This window comes from Candidatus Chloroploca asiatica (assembly GCF_002532075.1).
Classification (GTDB): domain Bacteria; phylum Chloroflexota; class Chloroflexia; order Chloroflexales; family Chloroflexaceae; genus Chloroploca; species Chloroploca asiatica.
Genome location: NZ_LYXE01000148.1, coordinates 18,027 through 33,349, shown reverse-complemented (window position 1 = coordinate 33,349; position 15,323 = coordinate 18,027). Strand labels below are relative to the sequence as shown.

The following is a 15,323-nucleotide window of genomic DNA, read 5'->3' as shown; positions in this document are numbered from 1 at the left end:
CCTGGCCGCGTTGCAGCGGTCGTTGGCAGCCGCCATCGACCGCCTCTTGTTCCGGGCCTGACTTTGCATCAGCCCTGGGGAATGCGATAAGGTTCTTGGCAGAGTGTGTTATAATGGAAGCGTGGTGCCGGGTTGTGTAATGGTAGCACGGCGGACTTTGAATCCGTCTGTCCAGGTTCGAATCCTGGCCCGGCAGCCACTGGATGTTGTCTGACTGGCAGAATCAAAGGTGGAGCGTGGAGCACATGCCCTACGACATTTCCGATGACCGCCAGTACCGGTTGATCACCAACGCAGTGAAGCATGGCTTTGCTGTGTTTCTTTATTTCTTGCTTCTGGTTGTGGATCAGTCATACAGATAAGGAACGAAGTGATGGACGGTCGGCTACTCATCTTTAGCGGATCAGCCAACCCCGAGTTAGCAAAAGAGATTGCAACGTGTCTGCGTATGTCGGTTGGACGTGCGCTGGTTGGTCAATTTAAAAACGGTGAGACCAGGATCAAGATTCATGATAATGTCCGGGGCTGCGATGTCTTTGTGATTCAACCAACCTGCAATCCGGTCGATCATCACTTGATGGAGTTATTGCTGATGATCGATGCCTTGCGTCGGGCTTCAGCCAACCGGGTAACTGCTGTCATTCCCTACTATGGCTATGCCAAGCAAGAGAAAAAGACAGCCGGACGCGAGCCTATTTCGGCCAAACTGGTCGCAAACCTGATCCGTACCGCTGGGGCTGATCGAGTCTTGACGATGGATCTACATACGCCGGCCATCGAAGGTTTTTTTGATATCCCAGTTGACCACTTGCAAGCGGGACCGCTGCTGGCCGATTATATTCACAGCATGAATTTGTCAAATCCGGTTGTTGTTTCACCGGATGCAGGTGGCGTGGGGCGAGCAAATCGCTTTCGTGAGCGCATGGGGGCGAACCTGGCGATTATTGCCAAACAACGCCCCGAGCCTGACACCTCCGAGGTGCTCGAAATGGTTGGTGAGGTCGAAGGCAAAACAGCGATCATTATTGATGATATGATCTCAACTGGGGGCACACTCGTTGAAGCCGCCGAGGCATTGATCGAGCGCGGAGCAAACAAAGTCTATGCCTGCGCAACCCACGGCATCTTTTCAGCTGATGCCCTCTCGATTATTGGACGCTCGGATTTGATCGAGACCTTGATTACCAATACGATCCCGCAAAGTAGCGAGGCTTCGTCGGCCCGCGTGCGCACGATTAGTGTCGCCCCGCTCTTCGCCGAAGCAATTATGCGTATTCATAAAGATCTCTCGCTGAGCGCCCTTTTTTCATAACTTTGACCAGTTGAGCGCCCCTCGGAGGGGCGCTTTGCCTGTGCTTCATTGTTGTACACGGCTTGAAGTCGTACGCACCGCACCGGCAGCAATTGGTTATGAGCAGAAGGAATGACCTTGTTGGATGACCCTGGCCCTAGTTTGTTGTTCGTTGGTATCGGCCTCTGCCTTGTGCTGCTAGCCTTTACCTCGGCGGTTGATGCTGCCTTTACCTCGATCAGTCGGCACCGCTTGCATACGCTCCTCGATCAGAGTAGCCCACGGACGCATCGCACCATTACCCGCTTGCTTGATGATCCCTATCGCTTCAAAACGACGATTCTGCTGCTCAATATCAGTCTAACTATTCTGGCAACCAGTCTGACGCTTGGTGTGGTCGGACCATCTGGCCTGTGGGCCACGGTCGCCGGCTTGCTCGGCTTGCTGGTCGTGATGCTGACAATGAGCGAAGTGGTTCCCAAAGCACTCGCAACACGCAATCCAGCGGCAACCGCACGCCTGCTTGCAACACCGATGAGTCTGCTTGTCCTGCTCCTGACACCTTTGATTGGCCTCGTCAGTCTGCCCCTGCGCCCACTGTACCGCTGGCTCAGCGGGAAAGACTCGCCAGCCACTCCACTGGTCACGGAAGAGGAACTGCGGATGCTGGTGAATGTTGGGGAAGAAGAGGGCTTCATCGAGCATGATGAGCGCGAGATGATCGAGAGCGTCTTTGAATTTGGCGATACGCTGCTGCGCGAGATTATGGTGCCCCGAGTCGATATTGTGGGGATTGAGCTTGAGTCGTCGCTCGAAGAAGCGCTCGATCTGGTGAGTAACAGTGGTCATTCCCGTATTCCCGTCTACACCGAGACGGTTGACCAGATCGTGGGTATCCTTTATGCCAAAGATCTTATCCCGATCCTCCGCCAGGGCAAACTCGATCAGACGATTGAAAGCGTGCTCCGTCCAGCCCACTTTGTCCCTGAGACAATGAAGGTCAACGCGCTGCTCGAAGATTTGCAACACCGCAAGGTGCATCTGGCCGTCATTGTCGATGAGTATGGCGGCACGGCCGGTCTGGCGACCATTGAAGACCTGATCGAACAGATTGTCGGCGAGATTCAGGACGAATACGATACCGAAGCCCCCTCAGTTCAGCCGTTGGCCGATGGAAGTTATATTGTCAATGCGCGTGTCCCCATCTACGATATCAACGAGTTACTTGACCTCAGCATCACGTCGACGGCGGCTGAACGCATTGGTGGTCTTGTGTACGAGACCTTAGGACGGGTGCCACGGGTAGATGATGCGATCGTGCTAGATGAATTGACGGTGAGGGTGCTGGCAGTCAAGGGGATTCGTGCCCAGAAACTGCAACTGATTCGCTCCTCGCCGGTACGCGACGACACGCCCCAGACGTCGGGCACGCCCGACGTTGCCGCGCCTCGTCCACCGGGGATGCCAGACGCCAGCCCACCGGGGCTGGCCGTCTCGATGAGTATCTTGAACGAAGGAGGGAAGCATGACCCTGGTTGACTACGAGGCGCTCGCTACCGCCGCGCAGAACGCCCGCAACCTGGCCTACGCGCCTTACTCACATTTTCAGGTTGGGGCAGCAGTCTTGACTGCGTCAGGCAAGATCTTTTGCGGCGGAAACATCGAGAACGCGGCCTATCCGTTGACGATATGCGCTGAGCGCGTGGCCCTCTATAGTGCCTATGCCGCAGGCGAGCGTGAAATTCTGGCGCTGGCGGTGGTCACCGATACCGATGATGTTGCCAGCCCGTGTGGGGCGTGTCGTCAGGTGATGATCGAACTGTCACCGCAGTGTGGGGTACTATTGCTCAACATGCAAGGCCACCAGCGCCTTACGACACCACACGAATTGTTGCCGCATAGTTTTGGGGCTACCCAGCTCGACGAAGCGCATCGATAGCCTCTGTGACAACAACAAACGCCGCCCCTTGGGGCGGCGTTTTGTTATGTAAAGATTTGGCACCTCCAAACACCCAGAGGAACGCACCTACCGTTGCTGCCTTTCGGCCCTGGCGGGGTTTAGCACGTATCTGCCGTTTGTCAGTGCCAGAGGTATTATACCATATTCATGATCATGTTGATAAAAGTATCAGGATCACAGCAATGACAGTAGGCATGTGGACAACGTGGATAACGTGGATGATTCACCAGCCCGATGCTGTAAAGCAAGCTGGGCATGGATTGTGGATAGTCGATCACAAGGTGGGGAAAACTGTTGTCTCTCCGTGCCACAGTGAATTCTGTACACACATCGTCCACGAGTCAAGCGAAAAGTTATCCACAATTGTCGAAAGTTATCCACAGATATGCGCCAGTTATCCACACAATCGTACGCTTTGGAGGCTAGGATGCCTGTTCTGGCCCGCCCTTTGGTGGATCATCAAGATCGAGGGTGTTGATGAAATTGCGAAAAATCGACATTGAATCATCATTTAGTTCAGATTCAACTTCACCTTCAGATTCACCTTCTGAGGTTCCGGTTGCTTGCTCGCTGATCTCAGCCTGCTCGTCTTCATCAAAAAAGACCCCGGCCTGATCAATCACGTGATCTTCAACAAAAATGGGTACTTCTGTCCGTACAGCCAGGGCTATGGCATCACTCGGCCGAGCGTCAACCTCAACCGTATTCCCTTGTTGTTCAATGACAATACGGGCAAAGAAGGTGTTGTCTTGGATGTCATTGACAAAAATATGGGTAATACTGCCGCCCAGATCGCCGATGGTTGCTTTGAGCAGATCATGGGTCATCGGGCGTTGCGGTTCGTGGCCCTGGATGGCCATGGCAATGGCATCAGCCTCGAAGGGCCCGATCCATATGGGGAGGTAGCGCTTGCTGTCGGTTTCGCGCAGCACAACGACCCTGTTCTGGGTGAGCAAGCTGACACGGATACTGTCTACCACGACGCGTATCATCTCCAGGCCTTTCGTCGAAAGGATTGCTGAGCGTTTGCCCAACAATGTTATACTTGTGTGGATGTTACCACGTTCTGAAAGGGTACGTCAAGGATGAACCGTTGCCTCTTTTGCCTTGAAAGCCTCTCCCAAGAAGGGGTGACACGTCAATGAATGACATCGAGGTCAATTTCACTCATTTTCTAGACGGGTATCTGCAGGCATTCATTGCCGAACATGCCGCGCTTGGGTTTGAGGGCTTGTCCGATGCGCAGACTGGTGCCAAGGCGTTCCTCCCTCTGCTCAAGGTCTATACGCCATTGCTCACCGATGGTGACGCAACCCTTGCAAGTGTCGTTGGTTCATCACGTTGTCTTGTGCTGCTTGGTGGCCCTGGTTCCGGTAAGTCTGTGGGTCTCCGGCATCTGATGCTTTCGCTCGCCACCAGTCTGTGTGCCGGTCGCACGACGTTGCCGTTGCCGTTGCTCTGCTCGTTGTCTGAGGTTGCGCGTGCCCTCCCTCATGATCCAGTGGATGATTTCGATCACCTGCTGTCGTTCATCTTGCGTCCTTTTGCCGACGCGGGCCTGCTGACGGAAACGCTGCAGGCATTGCTTCTTCAGCGCAAGCTCTTGCTCTGTCTCGATGGTCTCGATGCGGTGAGGGCTGTTGCTGAACCTGTCGATGTCGGCCTGCCTTCACCCCGTCAGCGCCTCGTTGAAGCCATCAAGCGCTTGCCCCAGGTTTATCGCAAGGCATCAGTCGTGGTGAGTTGTCGTACGCACGCCTATACGCAAGGCCCTCTGTTGCCTCCCGAAGAGGGGTGGCGGGTGCGGCACCTGCTGCCCTTTGATGATGCGCAGGTGCGGCAGTCGCTGAAACGTTGGTATCTGGCAATGACCGGTGCGGCCGATCAGGGTGAGATGCTCGCTCAGTGGTTGCACCAGCCTGATGGGCAACAGGTGCGCCGTCTCACCGGCTCGCCCCAGTTGCTCGCCACGCTGTTCGTGCGTACCTATAACCCCCACGGTGCGCTGGGGCTCCGTTCAACCCTCCCTCAGGAACTAACGGACGCGCTGCTCACCATGTATGGCGAGCAGGCCTTTGTCGAGCCTGACCTTGTGCGTTACCTGGCGCAGCGGATTGAAATGCCCGCTCTGCCGTTCGCCGACCGGTTGCGTCTGGCCGAGCGGCTTGGGCGCACCGGTGATCCACGGTTGCCTGTGCAACTCGAGGCGTGGCGTGCTACGCTGGCTCAACTAGACGGTGCGGGCTACTGGTGTGCGATGCCTGCCGGTACCTATCAGATTGGTGGATGGGGCGCGGGTGAAGCACCCGCCGACGTCGACCTGGCCTCGTTCTGGCTGGCGCGTTATCCGCTCACGGTTGCGCAGTATGCCCCTTTTGTCGCCGAGGGCTATGGTGATGAGGCCGAGCAGTGGTGGACGCCCGAGGGTTGGCGGTGGAAGCTTGAGCATGGTAGTTACGAACCTGCTGGTTGGGCTGAAATGCGCTATGCGGGTGCAAATCAGCCGGTCACCAATCTCAACTGGTACGAAGCAACTGCGTTTTGCAATTGGCTCAATGCGCAGCCTGGGCTACAGCTGCCTCCGGGTTATCGGTTGCGTCTGCCCACCGAGGCTGAATGGGAAAGCGCTGCTGCCTATGACCAGACTGGTGTTCGACGTCACTACCCCTGGGGCGCAACGCCAATCACCAGCGCGCACGCCCTCTTTGCCCTCGAGCGCGACGGACGTGCTGCACCAGTGGGCTGTTTCCCGGCCGGAGTAGCGCCTTGTGGGGCGCTTGATCTGCTTGGCAATGTTTGGGAATGGACGTGCAGCGATGCGCGCACCTACCCTGCGCAGAGTGGCACGCCGCTTGTTGATGTGCCGTACACGCAGGGCTTCCTGCCCGAACGTGCCACGGTCGCCCTGCGGGGCGGTTCGTGGCACGATCATGGCGCTTTGCTGCACTCTGGAACCCGCTATCGACTCTTGCCCGACTTCAACTATCGTTTTGGCACCCGTGGCTTGCGCCTCTGTCTCGGGCCTGCTTGACGTCGCGTTTTATGCCTGCTCTTCGTGGAACCAGCTATGGAGTGACGGCACATAGCCGCCCTTGCCATCTGGGTCGAGTTTGATATAACTGAAGAGCGTGGTGTAGTTGTTTTCGTCGCCGATCTCTTGCCAACTATAACTCTGCGAGCCATCATCAATCAGGTGGCGTGTCCATGTGCCACTGTTGAAATAGGCGCACTGGCGACCGTCGGGTAGGCTGATTGGATGCGCGTGGCCGTCAATCGCGGTATGGGTATGGCCCATCAGCACCGTCGCGACGGTGGGATCAGCCATCACAATGGCTCGGGCTGCCCGGCGATAGGCATCCTCGCTGCGTCCGCCGCCCAGGACGACGATCTCATCGTCTGGTTCAGTAGTCACTTCTTCGAGGCTCATCGAGGCTAGCTCGCTATAGGCGACCATGGCCAGTTGCGTTGGATCGGCCTCGTCGATCACGCGCTCGAATTCGGCGCGGGCCGTTGGATCGGCGAGGTGAGCGCGTACCGCTGCCTGGAGCGACGGATCGGCGATTGCATCAGCCAGCGCATCAAGGTCTGGTGGCGTTGCCTCGCTCTCTTCGATGCCCCCAAGAATGAGCGGTGGCAGCCCACTGACCATCAAGAAACGGACGACAAGGGCAATGGCGGTTGCGGTAAAGATAAAGTCGTTGCGTAGCCCGAGCTGGATGACCCGCATAATTGGTTTGACATTGTCGATAAACCAGCGTTCGCGCTCGAGTTGATTGAAGACCTTGTCGACAAACAGGGTTCCCCAGCAGCGCTTGAGTCGTTGCATCCCCAGGTTATCCACCCCAAAGGGGCGGCTCATCATATCGCCAAAACGGTTCGCGCGATCGTATTCGTGTCCGTGCTCGATAAAGACGCGGCCCTGGGCACCATCGCCGACGGTATGGCTATAGTTGACGAGCCGCAGATCGCCCCACGCGCCCGGCGGATAGATCGTATCAAAGACAAGGGCCCAGACCTTCTTCCAGAGCAGATCAATATCGTGGTTGCCGGCAATGATTGTGATCGAGTGGCCTTCCATCATAAAACGGCGCAGCGCTGCGAAAACCTGCGGATGACCGCTGGCAAGCTGTGGCTCGTAGCCGAGGATCACGCGTGCCCGGCGCAGCGACTCGCTCTCGGTGCTGCCCAGACTATCTTCAGGCGAAGCAAGGCCAATCTCGGGCAGTGTTTGACAGAATTCGAGGAAATCGCCCGCGATGACGAGTTCGATCAGGTGCCCCTGGGTACCAATATGGTCAATAAAATGGATCAGCGCCTCATCTGAGGTGAAATCTTCGAGCGGATCAGTGCGGCCATCAGGCAACCATCCTGGCCCCAGATGCAGGTCACTGATGACATAGACGACGTGTTCCATAGGTTCAATCCTCATCAATGGCGATGACCAGTCCTTCCACGGCATCGAGCATGACCGCGTCGAGGGTGACGTGGCCTGTTCGCTGCATTCCCGTACTTGCGGCAATCGTTCCGGTTGGCCCAACGCTGCTCAGGTCGAGGGTCACCGGGGTTGCCCCCATGTTGAGGATGACCAGAACCTGTTCACCCCCTGCCTGGCGCAGATAAGCAAAGAGATCCGGCTCGCTCGTGGCGACGGTGGCATAGCTGCCACGGTTAAGCGCTGCCGACGCGCGCCGTAGTTCGAGCAGGTGGTGCGTCAGGGCCAGCATGCTCTGCGGGTCGTCTTGCTGACGTGTGACGTTGCGGCTAGGATAGTCGACCGCAAGCGGCAGCCACGGTGTGCCCGTGGTAAAGCCAGCACCCGGCGTGGCGTCCCATTGCATTGGCGTACGCTCGGGGTCGCGCCCGTGCCCCGGTGTTCGGATGCCTTGCGGGTCAACCACAAGCTCGCTGGGAATCGGGACATCTTCCATGCCGAGCTCGTCGCCGTAATAGAGCGTCGGGGTGCCGCGCAGAGTCAAGAGCAACATCTGGGCGAGGCGCGCCATTGACTGGCCCAGACGTGAGGCGACGCGGGGTTGATCGTGGTTGCCAAGCACCCAATTGGGCCAGCCACCGGGCGGCAAGGCCCGTTCGTAGTGCTCGACCAATGCGCGGATCGCGTGGGCGTTCCACTCACCAAGCGTCACGAGATTGAAATTAAAGGGGAGATGCACGCCATCAAGGTTTTCGCCGTAATAGGCAACCAGATCATCAATCGGCAGATAAATCTCGCCAATCAAGACCCTGTCCTGATACTCATCAGCGACCATGCGCATCTCACGAATGATCGCATGCACCTCGGGTTGATGCTGATCGTGCCGCCGCAAGAGACGGTGCTGTTCTGGTTGGCCTGGTTTCCACTGCGGATCAGGCGGGTTATCGGGCAGATCGGGATGTTTGATCAGCATCCAGATCACATCAATGCGAAACCCATCAATGCCGCGGGCAAACCAGAAACGCATTGCATCATAGATCGCCTGGCGCACCGCCGGATTGCGCCAGTTGAGATCGGCCTGCTTTGGGTCAAAGAGATGCAAATAATATTGCCCCGTGGTAGGGTCGAGGCTCCAGGCAGGGCCACCAAAATGGCTGAGCCAATTGTTGGGCGGGCCGCCATCGGGGGCCGGATCGCGCCAGATATACCAATCGCGATACGGGTTGTCGCGTGAACTCCGCGCCGCGACAAACCAGGGGTGTTCATCAGATGAGTGGTTGGGCACAAGATCGAGCAGCACCCGCATCCCACGCTGGTGGGCTTCGCTCACGAGTTGGTCAAGCTCGGCGAGCGTGCCAAACATTGGATCAACATCAACATAATTGGCGACATCATAGCCAAAATCGGCCATTGGTGAGGGGAAGATCGGCGAGAGCCAGATCGCGTCAATACCTAGCCATTGCAGATAGTCAAGTCGTTGCCGAATGCCAGGAAGATCGCCGATGCCATCGCCATTGCTGTCTTGAAAACTACGAGGATAGATCTGGTAGACGACGTCGGTTTGCCACCAGTGATGAGATGCTTTCATGCTGACTCCAGGATCAATGTCTCGACCGTGTGCCGCTCGACGGCTTCACGGGTCCAGAAGAGAGGAAGATACCCGCCGGTGCGCCACGTACTGGTCAGGCTGGCGTAGTGTTTGCTGGCGGGATGGCCGCTTTGCCCTGTTGGAATAATGACTCGTGCGTTATCCCAGTCGCCTGGATCGAGGATCTGACGATATGAGGGTCCATTATAGGCTGGCCCTGCCGCTGTTTCGCGTGGCACATACTGGTGATTGACCGTGTCAACGTCACCGACCATCGGCCATGGGCCACGGTTGAAGAGCGAAGCAAGGGCCGGGACGCTCCCCAGGGGATGGCGCAGGGTCAGCGTATGGACGCGTTTATAGACCCAGCGTTTTGGCTCAGGGCCAAGGCGGGTGCGCAACTCGGCGACAGCGCGACTGAAAGCCTGCGCGAGCACCTCGTTCCAGGTGCGCTCATTGCCGAGCCAGGGGTCGGGGCGATCAGGGAGGGAGGTCGCTTCAATGCGGGCCAGAATGGTCGGCAGCGCATGTTCGAGATAGATATTCGAGGGGATCGCGCTGAACGCACCAACAGCTGCAGCCACCCCAAGCAGTCCGTCGAGTTCGCGGTAGGTCACTCGCGTAAGGTGGTAGCGCAGGCTATCATAGACGGTTGCCGCACTGCTCTCGATGCTCAACACGCCATCCCAGGCAACCAGCAGCTCGCAGGCGGCCTGTTCAAGCGGATCGGACAGTTCAAGGGTGGCGATCAAACGGGCCAGCTTCAGCCCTGGAAGCGAGAGCGCATCCTGCTGGATTTGGGCAAAACTCCGGGTATCGTGGCGTTCGGTCGCCTCAAGCAACGTGGTGATGCGCTCGGCGCGATACGGGTTGGCATATTCGCCTTGGAGCAAGGCCGCAAGCGGATGCTCGGGGCCAACGATGCGGTTATTGGCCGTGACGACCATCCCATCGGGTGGGTTAAGGCTAGCCGGCACGTGCTCGGGGGGAAGAAAGCCCTGCCACTCATACGCCCCGTCCCACCCTGGCACAGGCAGATGCGGATGGCCGTGGGGACGGAGCGGGATCTTGCCGGCGAGCGCGTACCCAATCTGACCGCGGGTGTCGGCATAGACAAAATTCTGAGGTGGCACATGCCAGTCGGCCAGCGCCGCCCGAAACTCGTCCCAATTCCGCGCCCGGTTGAGTTTGAGCACCGCCCGGCTGAGGGCTGGCGAAGGATCGAGCGCTGTCCAGCGCAGGGCAAGTGCCGTGTTGGGCCCAGGATCAACGATAGCGTCGCCAATCCGCCCGCGCACTTGGTCAATGATCGGCCCGTGGTTGGTCAGTTGCACATCAACCAGCACAACCTCTTTTTGCCCCTTGACCACAATCTCTTCGCGCAGCGTCTCCATCGTACGCCACTCGCCCTGCCAGGCATACCGAGTCGGATCTTCTGGATGCAGACGCTCAAGATAGAGATCCTGGATATCAATCGGCGCATTAGTCATGCCCCAGGCGATATCGCGATTATGGCCGATGACGACGCCACAGGTACCGGGCATCGTCACCCCGGCGACATGAAAATCGCCCCCTTCGAGATGGGCGAGATACCAGAGGCCCGGCAACCCAAGGCCAAGGTGGGGATCGTTTGCCAGTAGAGGCCGCCCATGGACGGTGCGATCGCCGCTGACAGCCCATGCATTCGAGCCTTGGGGCCCACTTGTATCGCCGGTAAAGCGTGTTGCATCGCCGGCGAGGCGCAGGATGGTTGCCCCGAGATCGTCTGGATAACGGGTTCCCCGGGGCAAGGTCAGCAGCTCATGCTCGGCAAAACGTGTTGCGAGTGCGGCGGCTCGGTCTTCACCAACGAGCGCAACCATCTGAGCATTGAAGATCTCGCTCATCCAGTTGGTCGAAAGATTCAGCGCCATCATCTTGGGCCAGGCGAGGATATCGACAAGCTCCCAGGGCCGTGGTTGAAACCCGAGGATCGTATATTCGAGCGGGAGGCGACCGTGCAGGGCCTCAACGCCTTGATTGATGCCAGTGATATAAGCCTCAAGCAGCGATGCGGTCTCAGCATCAATCAGTTCAGCTTCACATTCAGCCACGCGTGAAAAACCGAGGGTACGGATAAACTGGTCTGAACTGAGGGCAATTGGCCCGAAGATCTCGGCCAGTTGGCCGCGGGCGGTACGGCGATGCAATTCCATTTGCCAGAGCCGATCCTGGCTATGGACAAAACCGAGGGTGGCGAAGAGATCTTGATTCGTGCTGGCATAGAGATGGGGAATGCCCCACCGGTCGCGGTGAACCGTGGCACGAGCCGTCAGACCGGGCAGTGCCACGCGCCCCGTTGTGCGTGGCAAAGGGCGGCGCAGGGCGGCAAGGGCACCCACACCAGCGGCACCAGCGGCGAGGCCCATCGTGAGCCCGAACGCCCGGGCAAGGCGAGAAAAGTCAAACATTGACATAGCTTCTCCTGGTGGCCTGTGGCCCTCGTTCCATCAGATTCAGCACATCAACCTATACGCAACCCAATTGTGAGTGTGCTCGGCTATAATGTCAACCCACAGCGAGGCCGAAACAACGTATAATAAATTGTATGATACCGTCATCCATTTTATCAAAGCTTGCAACCGAACTTGGCTACGTCCAGAATATTGTACGGCAACGCACCGCGCAACGTACAGCGATTATCCAGGTTGTTGAGACGCATCTCTTTGCGACCGAGGATGCCTATGTGCGTGCTGCGCTGGTCATTCTTGCGGCACAGATGGGCACCTACCATCCTGAGTCGGTCGCGCATGTTGCTGCCGCCGTTGAATTGATCCATGCGGCTACCCGGACGCATGACGTGCTTGTTGACGCTGCTGCCCGTCGGCGTGGTTTCTTGTCGGACGAACCCTGGTCGCACGGGATTCCTTTGATGGTGGGTGACTATCTTTTTGCCCTCGCCTCGGGGGAAATGGCCTTGAGCCCTGATCGGCGCGTCATTGATGTCTATGCCGAGGCGGTGATGCAGATCAGCGCAAGTGCCCTTGCCCCGGCAAGCACCCTGGTGCCCTTCGACGAAGCGCGCCGGGCGCACTACGACCATATGACTGACGCTCATGCCTCCCTCTTCAGGGCTGCCTGTCGCACCGGGGCGATTTGTGGCGGGTTTGGCGAGAAACACATTGATGATCTTGGCCGCTTTGGGGCCGCGCTCGGGTGTGCCTGGCGCCTCATCGATGAGGTGAGCCTCTTTGCTGATATGGCAATGGAGGCCCCTGCTGCTGCGGTGCGTCTGGGCATGGCAACCGTGACGCTGCCTATGATCTTCGCTGCGGCGCAGAGCGACAGCGAGCGCCTCGCTGCGGCACTGGATACCACTGATCCCGCCGAGCAGACGTGGGCCATCAATGAAGTGCGGTGTCACGGGATCGCACCGACCTGCCACGAGATCCTGCGCCTCACCGACTATGCCCAGAAGGCCTTGAGCGATCTCCCTCAGAGTCAGGCGTGTGACGATCTGCTCACCATTGCTCAGGCAATTGGACAATCTTCTCATCCAGATCTCATTCAGCAGCGATCCGTTCATCATCACGATTCGCTATAATTTGAGCAGAAGGTTTTCTGCTGTTGGAAAAAGCCAGCGTCGCTGGCTTTTTCCAACAGCAACGAGGTAGGTGCGAAGGAGAAGATCGATGCAGTTGCGTCGTGATGGGAAATATAAGCTGAATCCGCTGTTTCGGCGCACGCTCGGGCTGAGTTTGCTCGGCGTCTGGGTGCTTGGCATGGTCTTGCCGATCATTCCGGGCTGGCCTGCCTTGGTTCTGGCGATTGTTCTGCTCGGTCGGCGCGATCGGATGTTGCGCCTGGCTCATCTCGCCTGGCGACGTTCGTTGCGCTGGTTGCGTCGGCACCCGGTACCCTCATTGCGCCAAACGGGGCGCTGGATCTCGGTGCGTTACTATGGGTTGCGTCGCGCTGTGACGCCGCGCATAATTGCCGCCGAGCGGGTCTTTGGCTAGGAACGAACTTACATCTTTTGCTTGAAACGCCCCATGGCCCAGCCCAACCATGCGCCCCCGATGGCGAAGAGCAACACGGCACCACCGAGCCCAACGGCCAGGTGGTGCCAGCCAAATGTTCCGCCGATCAGCCACCAGGCCAGCAAGGTTGGCCCTGCAATCAGCAGCGCGGCCACGAACAGCAGCGGGATGGCACCGCGCAGAAAGAGCACAACCCGTTTCACTTGACAGCGCGTAGTTGCATAATGACTGCCTCGGCCAGTTCTTCGTTGTGGGGCCCCAGCATGTGTTCGGCGAGATTGCAGAGGGCGTCAACTTGATCCGAGGGTTCGGTGGCACTCCGCATGGCGGCATTGACCATCTCGTCGCCCTCACTGCCCCCACCGAGCACCGTCGGTTCGGTTGTTTGCATCGCCGTGCGCAAGCGTTCTACGGCATGGTTCATCGTTCTCGTCTTATCGAGCCACATCGTCGGGGCTACATCGAGATGCTGACAATCAACGGCAAAGAAGAGTTCGGTTCCAGCCGCAACCTGCCCATGACGGGTTGTGATCGACGTGTTCTCTGAGCGATTGAGGCTCCCCTCGTTCGTTTCACTCCCTCCAAGCACAATTGCCTCTTCACCGCCGATCAACATCGCCCCAACCGCAAACACGCCTGTGGCGGTGCCGGTCACATGCACGCTATAGGAACCAGCAACGGGCTGCGGAATCACCACCATATTGAGGTGCTTGCCCTGATGGCCGTGATCGCGCCCTTTGATTACCCGTTTGCGGCGTGTTGGTGCCTGTTCGGGTGTACCACCAAGGACAGTTGGGGCCTGCATTGCGCTGCCGGTGGGGACTTCGACCTGCATCGTCACCGGTGAGGCGGTCATAATCACCAGACGCGGCTCGGTAACAGGAAGCCCGCCGAGCACTGGGGGCGGATCGGCTTGGAGTGAGGCAAAGATGCGCTCGATGGTCGCGGGATGATCGGGCATTGTCCCGTGGCCGACATCGTGCAAGGGCGGGCTATTGTTGACCTGGGGATGGCTCACCTGGGCATTCGAGCGTAAGACCGTACCGTCGCCATCAATGCTACTCTGATCGCTGACTGGTGCCCCATCGGGAAAGCGGGGCGGATCGCCCGGTGGGATAGGGGGCGACGTTACGGTAATGGTCGCGATGGTTGCTCGGCCAATACCGCTGATGGTCGTGACGGGAACACGGGCAACGAGGGTCTCGATGCTTGTGCGCTGATTGAGCATATCGCCCACAAGATTGCGTTCAACCAGGGTTGCGGGGCGTTTGGGTAGCGCAGGCCCACCCTCATTGAGCAAAAAGCCATCAATTGGCAAAAGGTCGCGCACCCCTGGTACCAGCGTACGCATGGCGCGCAGGCGATCCAGCTCCGTCTGGAAAGGATGGGCATGGCGGAGGTACCAGAGATAGACATCGAAGACAAGCTTGATCTGCCCATCCGACTTTGGCTCACCGGCACCCCAGGCATAGTAGGAATCGGCTGCACCGCGATGGGGTGTCCCGAGCGTAATCAGATGGGCAACATCATCTTCATACGCAGGGCTTTGCAGGTAGCTACGCGCCACCAGGCCGCCCATGCTATGGCCGATCAGAATCACGGTTGACGCCCCCGAGCGCTTCTTGGCCCGGTCGATCCAGGGTTTGAGATAGGTTGTCGCACTATCTTTAACCGACATCCGCCAGTCATAGAAGGCGACAAAAAAGTCGTGGTCACGACGATAGCCAGCCGCTGTGAACGCTGCCGTCAACTGTTTACCATAATCGGTAAACGGCGGAAAATTCCAATCCTTTAACGTTGGACCGCGCCAGTTGAGCAGCACCCCCAGGTTGAACGAACCAGTGATGCCAGGGATAAAGAGCACCGGTACACGGGTCATCGCGTTTCTCCTCTTCTGGGGTAGCTCTACAGAATGGCGATCTTGTGCATCAGCTATTCAAATTGTACACCCTCCATGGTACACTAGGAAAGGGTATCCAAACCCTGTTTTCATCATACTGTTGTGCTGGATTATTGTGATGCGTACCTCATCC

General features: G+C 58.1%; 12 protein-coding genes, 1 tRNA gene and 1 other RNA gene. 7 read left to right on the top strand and 7 right to left on the bottom strand.

Annotation, left to right across the window (positions count from 1 at the left end; translation table 11 throughout):
• Positions 1 to 125 precede the first annotated feature (125 nt).
• The 4 genes from A9Q02_RS18215 (at position 126) to cdd (ending at position 3,230) form a co-directional block, all read left to right on the top strand.
• Positions 126 to 199: transfer RNA gene (locus tag A9Q02_RS18215), tRNA-Gln, on the top strand.
• Between the two features lie 174 nt (positions 200 to 373).
• Positions 374 to 1,312: a ribose-phosphate diphosphokinase gene (locus A9Q02_RS18210; RefSeq protein WP_097654504.1), complete on the top strand. Its 939-nt coding sequence runs from the start codon at positions 374 to 376 to the stop codon at positions 1,310 to 1,312.
• A gap of 111 nt (positions 1,313 to 1,423) precedes the next feature.
• Entirely contained in the window at positions 1,424 to 2,830 is a 1,407-nt protein-coding gene (locus A9Q02_RS18205; protein ID WP_245860678.1) for a hemolysin family protein, read from the top strand.
• The gene (gene cdd / locus A9Q02_RS18200; RefSeq protein ID WP_097654503.1) at positions 2,817 to 3,230 is read left to right on the top strand and encodes a cytidine deaminase; all 414 of its coding nucleotides are present in this window, start codon (positions 2,817 to 2,819) and stop codon (positions 3,228 to 3,230) included. Before A9Q02_RS18205 ends, cdd begins: the two co-directional genes overlap by 14 nt.
• A 51-nt stretch (positions 3,231 to 3,281) precedes the next feature.
• Here cdd and ffs read toward each other — a convergent pair.
• Positions 3,282 to 3,382, bottom strand: an RNA gene (ffs, locus tag A9Q02_RS18195) — signal recognition particle sRNA small type.
• A gap of 291 nt (positions 3,383 to 3,673) precedes the next feature.
• Positions 3,674 to 4,243 (bottom strand): bifunctional nuclease family protein, encoded by a 570-nt coding sequence (locus tag A9Q02_RS18190; RefSeq protein ID WP_097654502.1) that lies wholly within the window; start codon positions 4,241 to 4,243, stop codon positions 3,674 to 3,676.
• 149 nt (positions 4,244 to 4,392) lie between these two features.
• On the opposite strand from A9Q02_RS18190, the gene A9Q02_RS18185 reads away from it, so the two are divergent.
• Positions 4,393 to 6,282, top strand: coding sequence for an SUMF1/EgtB/PvdO family nonheme iron enzyme (locus A9Q02_RS18185; protein WP_097654501.1), 1,890 nt, complete (start codon positions 4,393 to 4,395; stop codon positions 6,280 to 6,282).
• A gap of 9 nt (positions 6,283 to 6,291) precedes the next feature.
• Here A9Q02_RS18185 and A9Q02_RS18180 read toward each other — a convergent pair whose 3' ends face one another.
• Genes A9Q02_RS18180 through A9Q02_RS18170 form a run of 3 tightly spaced genes read right to left on the bottom strand, consistent with a single transcriptional unit; the run spans position 6,292 to position 11,727 of the window.
• Positions 6,292 to 7,665 (bottom strand): metallophosphoesterase family protein, encoded by a 1,374-nt coding sequence (locus A9Q02_RS18180; protein ID WP_097654500.1) that lies wholly within the window; start codon positions 7,663 to 7,665, stop codon positions 6,292 to 6,294.
• Between the two features lie 4 nt (positions 7,666 to 7,669).
• Positions 7,670 to 9,271, bottom strand: a complete 1,602-nt coding sequence (locus tag A9Q02_RS18175; protein ID WP_097654499.1) for an alpha-amylase family glycosyl hydrolase — start codon at positions 9,269 to 9,271, stop codon at positions 7,670 to 7,672.
• Positions 9,268 to 11,727, bottom strand: coding sequence for a penicillin acylase family protein (locus A9Q02_RS18170; RefSeq protein WP_245860676.1), 2,460 nt, complete (start codon positions 11,725 to 11,727; stop codon positions 9,268 to 9,270). Before A9Q02_RS18170 ends, A9Q02_RS18175 begins: the two co-directional genes overlap by 4 nt.
• 131 nt (positions 11,728 to 11,858) lie before the next feature.
• Between A9Q02_RS18170 and A9Q02_RS18165 the strand changes: the two genes are divergently transcribed.
• Complete coding sequence (locus tag A9Q02_RS18165) at positions 11,859 to 12,854, top strand: polyprenyl synthetase family protein (RefSeq protein ID WP_097654498.1); 996 nt, start codon at positions 11,859 to 11,861, stop codon at positions 12,852 to 12,854.
• Positions 12,855 to 12,942: 88 nt separating this feature from the next.
• Positions 12,943 to 13,269, top strand: a complete 327-nt coding sequence (locus A9Q02_RS18160) for a hypothetical protein (RefSeq protein WP_097654497.1) — start codon at positions 12,943 to 12,945, stop codon at positions 13,267 to 13,269.
• A gap of 8 nt (positions 13,270 to 13,277) precedes the next feature.
• Here A9Q02_RS18160 and A9Q02_RS18155 read toward each other — a convergent pair whose 3' ends face one another.
• Together A9Q02_RS18155 and A9Q02_RS18150 are read right to left on the bottom strand one after the other, a co-directional pair.
• On the bottom strand, positions 13,278 to 13,481 hold the full coding sequence (locus A9Q02_RS18155; protein ID WP_245860669.1) for a hypothetical protein: 204 nt from the start codon (positions 13,479 to 13,481) through the stop codon (positions 13,278 to 13,280).
• An 8-nt stretch (positions 13,482 to 13,489) separates the two neighbouring features.
• Positions 13,490 to 15,169: a lipase family alpha/beta hydrolase gene (locus tag A9Q02_RS18150; protein WP_097654495.1), complete on the bottom strand. Its 1,680-nt coding sequence runs from the start codon at positions 15,167 to 15,169 to the stop codon at positions 13,490 to 13,492.
• Between the last annotated feature and the right edge of the window lie 154 nt (positions 15,170 to 15,323).

Excerpts from the sequence above, each read along its gene's own strand:
- A9Q02_RS18210 (WP_097654504.1), top strand. The coding sequence starts at position 374 with ATGGACGGTCGGCTACTCATCTTTAGCGGATCAGCCAACCCCGAGTTA.
- A9Q02_RS18205 (WP_245860678.1), top strand. The coding sequence starts at position 1,424 with ATGACCTTGTTGGATGACCCTGGCCCTAGTTTGTTGTTCGTTGGTATC.
- cdd (WP_097654503.1), top strand. The coding sequence starts at position 2,817 with ATGACCCTGGTTGACTACGAGGCGCTCGCTACCGCCGCGCAGAACGCC.
- A9Q02_RS18190 (WP_097654502.1), bottom strand. The coding sequence starts at position 4,243 with ATGATACGCGTCGTGGTAGACAGTATCCGTGTCAGCTTGCTCACCCAG.
- A9Q02_RS18185 (WP_097654501.1), top strand. The coding sequence starts at position 4,393 with ATGAATGACATCGAGGTCAATTTCACTCATTTTCTAGACGGGTATCTG.
- A9Q02_RS18180 (WP_097654500.1), bottom strand. The coding sequence starts at position 7,665 with ATGGAACACGTCGTCTATGTCATCAGTGACCTGCATCTGGGGCCAGGA.
- A9Q02_RS18175 (WP_097654499.1), bottom strand. The coding sequence starts at position 9,271 with ATGAAAGCATCTCATCACTGGTGGCAAACCGACGTCGTCTACCAGATC.
- A9Q02_RS18170 (WP_245860676.1), bottom strand. The coding sequence starts at position 11,727 with ATGTCAATGTTTGACTTTTCTCGCCTTGCCCGGGCGTTCGGGCTCACG.
- A9Q02_RS18165 (WP_097654498.1), top strand. The coding sequence starts at position 11,859 with ATGATACCGTCATCCATTTTATCAAAGCTTGCAACCGAACTTGGCTAC.
- A9Q02_RS18160 (WP_097654497.1), top strand. The coding sequence starts at position 12,943 with ATGCAGTTGCGTCGTGATGGGAAATATAAGCTGAATCCGCTGTTTCGG.
- A9Q02_RS18150 (WP_097654495.1), bottom strand. The coding sequence starts at position 15,169 with ATGACCCGTGTACCGGTGCTCTTTATCCCTGGCATCACTGGTTCGTTC.